Genomic DNA, 6,380 nt, shown 5'->3' on the forward strand with positions numbered 1-6,380 from the left:
ATGCCACCACCGCCTTGTAAAATAAAAATCATCCTGCTATATTGAAAACAGGAGGTGAATGTCATGTGGGATGATATTCTGGAATTGATCCTTCTGCTTTTCGATGACATCATCGGCTTCTTCTGGCACGGTCGGAAAGAAAGAAAAAAACAACAGGAAAAAGCAGATGAAAGACAACGGAAAGCTGACAGAGAACGGCCTTTATAAAGGAGGAAGAACCATATGGATGATTATGAATATGAGTTTCTCATCAATTTTCATGTATATTCAAAGGAAATGAATAAATCCCGCTCCGTTCCAGACAAAGACGAACTCGTTGCAAGACAGGAAATGCTTGATGAAATCATGGAAGCTGCACGGGATTATTATGAACATGTCAATGCTTATGACTATAAACAATTCTGCAAAGAACTGATAGAGAGAGGCATTCGTTTCACTCCTGTCAACGACCGCACCGTAAAAGCAAAATGGACAAAACTCTTCGCCGCTTCTATTTCCAAAGAAGACCGAAAAAAGGTTTATTTTGAACAATACAAATGGCATCTGTTCAGCTATAAACTTCTGGATGCCATGACAGATGATGTAGCAAGAGAAGCCTTTAATGCGGAACATAAGACCTCGACCTCTGTTTATCTTTTTGAACAATACTCAAAAAATGCCTGGCTGGTGGAAAACGCCCACCTGTTCAAAGCCGAAGATTTCGACCACGATTTTATTCCATTCTCGGATTTTTATCTGTTCAGTCCCGAAGGAAAATGGACGTACATCCATACCCACGAAAGCATGTGTGGCCCATACTTTTACAAACTGCCATAAAAACAAGACCCCTGTTTACACAAGGGTCTTTCCTTTTACAGTTTTTTCAGATACTTCACTTCTTTTTCCGTCAGGTGGCGATATTTGCCCTTTTCCAGACTACCCAGTTTCAGTTCGCCTGTGGCAACCCTCTGCAGCTGCGCCACGGGATGCTTGATGGCTTCGCACATTTTTCTGACCTGTCTGTTTCTGCCTTCGTGGATGATGATTTCCGCAGTACAGAAACGACCATCCTTGTCTTTATCAATGATCTGGATCTTTGCAGGTTTTGTTCTGACACCATCGATGGTCACACCTCTGCGGAATTTCTGCAGGGCACCTTCATCGGGGATACCGTAGAGTTTTGCAATATAAGTCTTATCCACGTCATGTTTGGGATGTGTCAGTTTATAAGTCAGGTCACCGTCATTGGTTAAGAGCAGCAGACCGGAAGTATCATAGTCCAGACGACCCACAGGAAAAATACGTTCCTTTACACCTTTTACCAGATCCACCACAGCAGGTCTGCCGAACTGTTCCTTCGCCGTGGTCACATAACCCACAGGCTTGTTCAGCATGATATATACCATTTTGGTTTCTTTTGTATCGATTTTCTGATCCAGATAAGTCACTTCATCCTTTTTGGGGTCGATCTTGCAGCCCATTTCTGTGACTACTTTGCCATTTACTTTTACCTTGCCCTGGGCGATCAGTTCTTCCGCCTTTCTGCGGGAGGCAACCCCTGCATCCGCCAGATATTTCTGCAGTCTTACTTCCATTCTATATCTCCATTCTTTCAAAAACATTTCACATCAGTTATTGAAAACAGTATACATGAGCAACGGCGGAAAGTCAAAACTTTCTCCAGAAAAGCCAGTTTTCCGCCAGTCTTTGCAGCCGTTCCGCCAAGGTAAAGGTCGGCGCAGATTCCTTCGCCAGCAGATCGATCTCTGTGATCTTTTCGTCTCCCAGAAAAAGAAGGGCTTTCCCCAGTTTTTCTCCTTTTTCCACAGGTGCTTCCACCTCTTTGGGCAAAACCGCTTCCATCCGCAGGCTTTCTCTTTCCTCCTCCGAAAATAACGCCGCATATCCCTCTGCCAGAACCGTCTCCACTCTTTCCGTCGGAGAATCAGTGATCCTCACTTCTCCGAACACTGTCCCTTTTTTGACCGCTTCATGGAAATGAAACTTTTCGAATCCATAGTCCATCAATGCTTTCGTATCTTTCCATTTTTTCTCCTTACCGCCTGTCCCCCAGCCGCTGCCAAGGACGGTCGAGATCAGCAGAATGTCCTCCCGTTCCGCCGCCCCCACAAAGCAATGTCCTGCCTTATTGGTATAGCCCGTTTTCACTCCGATGGCACCGCTGTATTCCTGCAAAAATCTGTCGGCATTGGTCACATTACAGACATGCTTTCCCTTTAGATCCGCCACAGTGATCTCCGGCTGTGCAATGATTTCCCGAAAGGTTTCCTTTTCCAGAGCATAGGCCGCGATCAGTGCCATATCATAAGCCGTGGAATGGTGCGCGGCATCGGTCAGATGACTATCCAGACCATTGGGCGAACCAAAAACCGTATGTTCCGCACCGATCTCCTTCGCCTTTTGTGTCATTTCTCCGCAGAAGTTTTCTACACTTCCCGAAACATGCTCTGCCAGTGCCACCGCCGCATCATTATAGGAACGGAGCATCATGGCAGAAAGCAGATCGCCTGCATTCCACCGTTCCCCTTCCCGCAGTTCCATATGTACCTCCGGCTGACGGGAAGCATTTTTGCTCACCGTAACCACTTCCTTCAGCCCGCAGTTTTCCAGAACCAGTATCGCCGTCATAATTTTTGTGGTGCTTGCCATGGCCATAGGTTCCTCTGCATTCCTTCCCCAAAGGAGTCGCCCCGTTTTCCCATCGATCAGAGCCGCCCCCTGCGCGGCAACATTCGGCTCCGCCGCAAAAACCGTTGCAGCAGAAAATAAAAAAAGCAGGAGTACCGAGAGTATTCGTCTTTTCATACGCATCCCTCCTCCTGCTATTTCTATTCCTTTTTCATGGTATGTATACGTTTACACCGTCAATTCCGTGCCGTTTTCCTCGTCTGTTTCTTCTTCCAGCGGAGGCAGTTCGCCAATACTCTTGAAACCGAAATAACGGAGAAATTCATTGCTTGTCCCAAACAGCACCGGTTTACCGGGAGTATCCCCTCTGCCCACTTCGCAGATAAGGCGTTTTTCCGCCAGCTTCGCTACAGCATGATCGGAGCTGACCCCGCGGATCTCTTCGATCTGGGCTCTGGTGATGGGCTGTTTATAGGCAACGATAGCCAGTGTTTCCAGCAGGGACTGGGTCAGACCCTGTCTCTGGGGGCTTTTATACATATTTCGAATGTATTCGAAACATTCCGCCGCCGTACACATCTGAAATGCCCCTTCGATCTCCACGATACGCAGACCGCGCTTTTCCTTCTCATATTTATCCGCCAGTGCCAGCACAATGGCTCTGGCCGTGGCTTTATCCAGTTCAATAGTCTGGGCGATGGATGCCAGCGGCACCGCATCCCCGGCAATAAACAGCAGGGATTCTACTACTGCTTCCAGTTCTGATAATCTCATGCCGCGCCTCCTTCTCTGTATTTCTGGATCAGGATCTCTCCAAAGTTTTTCTCCTGACTGATCTGCACTTCCTTCTGTTTGATCAGTTCCAGAAGGGCAAGGAATGTCACGACCTTTTCCATTTTGCCCGCATTCTCACGGAAAATAGTATGAAAGGCAGTTGTCCCATGAGGGCGCAAAATCAGCAGATCCCGAATATATTCCATTTTTTCGCTGACCGTAAACATATCTTTCTGCACAGAACGGAAAGAACTGCGGACTTTGTCCACCTTTGTTTCCTGTCTGGCCATCACACGCAGAAATGCCGCATGCAGATCATCCAAGGTGATGCCCGTCAGAAGATCCTCCAGTTCCTGGGGCTCGCTTTCCTTTAGCTTTGCTACAGAAGCATCCGCTTCCTTATAGAATACCAGCGCCGCATCTTCCTCTCTTTCTCTGAGGGTTTCTGTGGCATCCTTGATCTTTTTGTATTCCAGCAGTCGCTGAACCAGTTCTTCACGAGGGTCAGGGCCTTCCTCCTCTTCTGTTTTGGGCTTGGGCAGAAGCATTTTGCTTTTGATCTCCAGAAGGGTCGCCGCCATCAGCAGAAATTCACTCATGCCGTCCATATCTCTGTCTTCCGCCGCATCCAGATAAGCCAGATACTGTTCTGTCAGGGATGCAATGGGAATATCATAAATATCGATCTCATTTTTTTCGATCAGGTGATACAGCAGATCCAAAGGCCCTTCAAAGGCATCCAGTCTGATATTGATCTCTTCCATAAATATATCTCCCTTACGCCATGCCCAGAATATTGCCAAACAGATTCAGAACGCCATAGATCAGAGTATCCATCCAGCCTGTAATCAGACCGAAGAACAGCAGGAACAGGAAGATCATCTGGATCATTTTTTCATTCTGCATATATTTGAAATACTGATTGGCAGGCATCACCACTGCCAGCACCTTCACGCAATCCATGGGAGCCACAGGCAGCAGGTTATACATGACCAGACCAACATTATAATAGGCAAGATAATTCAATAAAGCGATCAGATATGCATTGCCGCCGTTTTTTCGAAGCATCACATAAACGCCCATGAAAACGATCCCCAGCACCAGATTCACAGCGGAAGGCAGGATCGCCACCAGCAGGGTCTGTGTCCTTCTGTTTTTATAATATAATGCACTGGTTTCCACAGGCTTACCCCAGCCGAAGCCGCCGCTGTAAAACATCAGCAGAAAACCGATGGGTTCAAAATGTCTGATGGGGTTTAGGGTCAGTCGTTTCTGGCTTTTGGGGTAGTTATCACCAAAAATAGTAGAAACCAAAGCTCTCGTAAATTCATGGATCGTTGTTGCCACGATGATGCCAGGAATACCGATGGCCATCAGAAGCAGTGTATTTGTAATTTCCATATACTCAAATCCTCGTATTATAAAGTAGTAGTGTTTATAGACCCTCTCCAAGGTCATTATGCTATACTGTTTCAGATACTGTGGATTGTTTCTCAACTCCTACCACCAGATGGTTTTCGAAAGGCTACAACCACAGTCTCTTTGTTTATTTGTTAATCAGTTAGATACCGCATGACGGTTTATTTAGAACGAGGTTACAATCGCAAGGAGCACCAGTGGTTCTAAAACAGTATCAAATTTCTTATAAAAGAGCATTGCTATGATCTATGTCGGAATCGATATTGCCAAGGACAAACATGATTGCTGCATCCTTGATGCAAATGGAAAATTGATATCCAAAGTATTTACCATCTCCAACAACATAGAGGGATTTGACAGCCTCTATCAGAAGATTTCTTCCGCATCCGATGATCCTTCCCAAATAAAAATAGGACTCGAAGCCACGGGACACTATAGCTACAATCTTCTGGGATTTCTTCTTGATAAAGGTCTACCCACCTTTGTCATCAATCCGTTACATGCCAATCTCTACAGGAAAAGTCTAAGCCTGCGGAAAACAAAAACAGATAAAGTCGATGCCCATACCATTGCTGCTATGATCATGTCTGATGTGAACTTAAAGTCCTATTCAGACACATCATATCACAACGAAGAATTAAAGTCACTGACCCGTTATCGTTTTGATAAAGTACAAGAACGAGCAAAACTGAAACAATCTGTTTCTCGTTTGGTTACTATCCTATTTCCTGAATTAGAAAAATTAGTTCCCTCACTCCATATGGCTTCTGTATATGCCCTTTTATCTGAATTTCCAGATGCTTCAGCGATCGCATCAGCTCACTTAACTCGATTGACCAATCTTCTTACAACAGCTTCCAGGGGACGATATGACAGAGATACTGCCATTCGTTTTCGTGAAACTGCCAGAAACTCTATTGGATCTCATATGCCTGCGAAGTCCCTGGAATTGAAACATACCATTCGTCTAATACAAGAATTGGATGCTGAAATCGATGAGATCGAAGCAGAAATTAAAATCATTATGGATGAAATCAACTCCCCAATCCTCACAATTCCCGGCATCAGTTACAAGATGGGGGCTATGATCATTGCTGAGATTGGCGATTTCAGCCGATTTGACTCTCCAGACAAAATCCTTGCTTATGCAGGTATGTCACCGTCTACCTATCAATCAGGACAATTAGATAACTGCTACGCCCACATGGAAAAACGAGGATCGCGCTATCTTCGCTATGCATTGTATAATGCAACAAAATATGTTTGTCACTGGGATCCAATCTTTTCAGCATATCTTGCCAAAAAGCGTGCGGAGGGCAAGCATTATAATGTTGCACTTTCCCATGCAACTAAAAAACTTGTACGTGTGATTTATCAACTCGAAAAATCCAACCAAACATACATTTCTCAGGCAGCATAATTTTCCGATTACTCCTCTGAGCATCCGTACGATGCTCTTTTTGTCATGCAATTTTTAAGGTTCTAACTTACTTGAAAAGTATTTCTGCACTTTACTTAAAATTTTGATTTTTTGACTTGACTTTTAATAGTTAGTCTTT

8 protein-coding genes are annotated in these 6,380 nt (G+C 45.0%); 3 read left to right on the forward strand and 5 right to left on the reverse strand.

Going from position 1 to position 6,380, the window contains the following annotated elements:
- Positions 1–63 precede the first annotated feature (63 nt).
- Both ACJMLT_RS00075 and ACJMLT_RS00080 read left to right on the forward strand, forming a co-directional pair.
- Entirely contained in the window at positions 64–207 is a 144-nt protein-coding gene (locus ACJMLT_RS00075; RefSeq protein WP_405724733.1) for a hypothetical protein, read from the forward strand.
- A gap of 15 nt (positions 208–222) precedes the next feature.
- Entirely contained in the window at positions 223–816 is a 594-nt protein-coding gene (locus ACJMLT_RS00080) for a DUF4275 family protein (RefSeq protein ID WP_405724736.1), read from the forward strand.
- Positions 817–851: 35 nt separating this feature from the next.
- On the opposite strand, the gene ACJMLT_RS00085 is transcribed toward ACJMLT_RS00080, so the two are convergent.
- From ACJMLT_RS00085 to ACJMLT_RS00105, 5 genes are all read right to left on the reverse strand, one after another.
- Positions 852–1,574, reverse strand: a complete 723-nt coding sequence (locus ACJMLT_RS00085) for a pseudouridine synthase (RefSeq protein WP_405724739.1) — start codon at positions 1,572–1,574, stop codon at positions 852–854.
- 73 nt (positions 1,575–1,647) lie between these two features.
- The gene (locus ACJMLT_RS00090; protein ID WP_405724742.1) at positions 1,648–2,805 is read right to left on the reverse strand and encodes a D-alanyl-D-alanine carboxypeptidase family protein; all 1,158 of its coding nucleotides are present in this window, start codon (positions 2,803–2,805) and stop codon (positions 1,648–1,650) included.
- Positions 2,806–2,856: 51 nt separating this feature from the next.
- A complete protein-coding gene (gene scpB, locus ACJMLT_RS00095) occupies positions 2,857–3,402 on the reverse strand; it encodes an SMC-Scp complex subunit ScpB (protein WP_405724745.1) in 546 nt (181 codons plus the stop codon).
- A complete protein-coding gene (locus tag ACJMLT_RS00100) occupies positions 3,399–4,166 on the reverse strand; it encodes a segregation and condensation protein A (protein ID WP_405724748.1) in 768 nt (255 codons plus the stop codon). Before ACJMLT_RS00100 ends, scpB begins: the two co-directional genes overlap by 4 nt.
- Before the next feature lie 13 nt (positions 4,167–4,179).
- The gene (locus ACJMLT_RS00105) at positions 4,180–4,803 is read right to left on the reverse strand and encodes a site-2 protease family protein (protein WP_405724751.1); all 624 of its coding nucleotides are present in this window, start codon (positions 4,801–4,803) and stop codon (positions 4,180–4,182) included.
- Between the two features lie 259 nt (positions 4,804–5,062).
- Between ACJMLT_RS00105 and ACJMLT_RS00110 the strand changes: the two genes are divergently transcribed.
- On the forward strand, positions 5,063–6,241 hold the full coding sequence (locus tag ACJMLT_RS00110; protein WP_405724754.1) for an IS110 family transposase: 1,179 nt from the start codon (positions 5,063–5,065) through the stop codon (positions 6,239–6,241).
- Positions 6,242–6,380: the final 139 nt, after the last annotated feature.

Source organism: Anaerotignum sp., from assembly GCF_045122575.1.
Lineage (GTDB): Bacteria > Bacillota > Clostridia > Lachnospirales > Anaerotignaceae > Anaerotignum_A.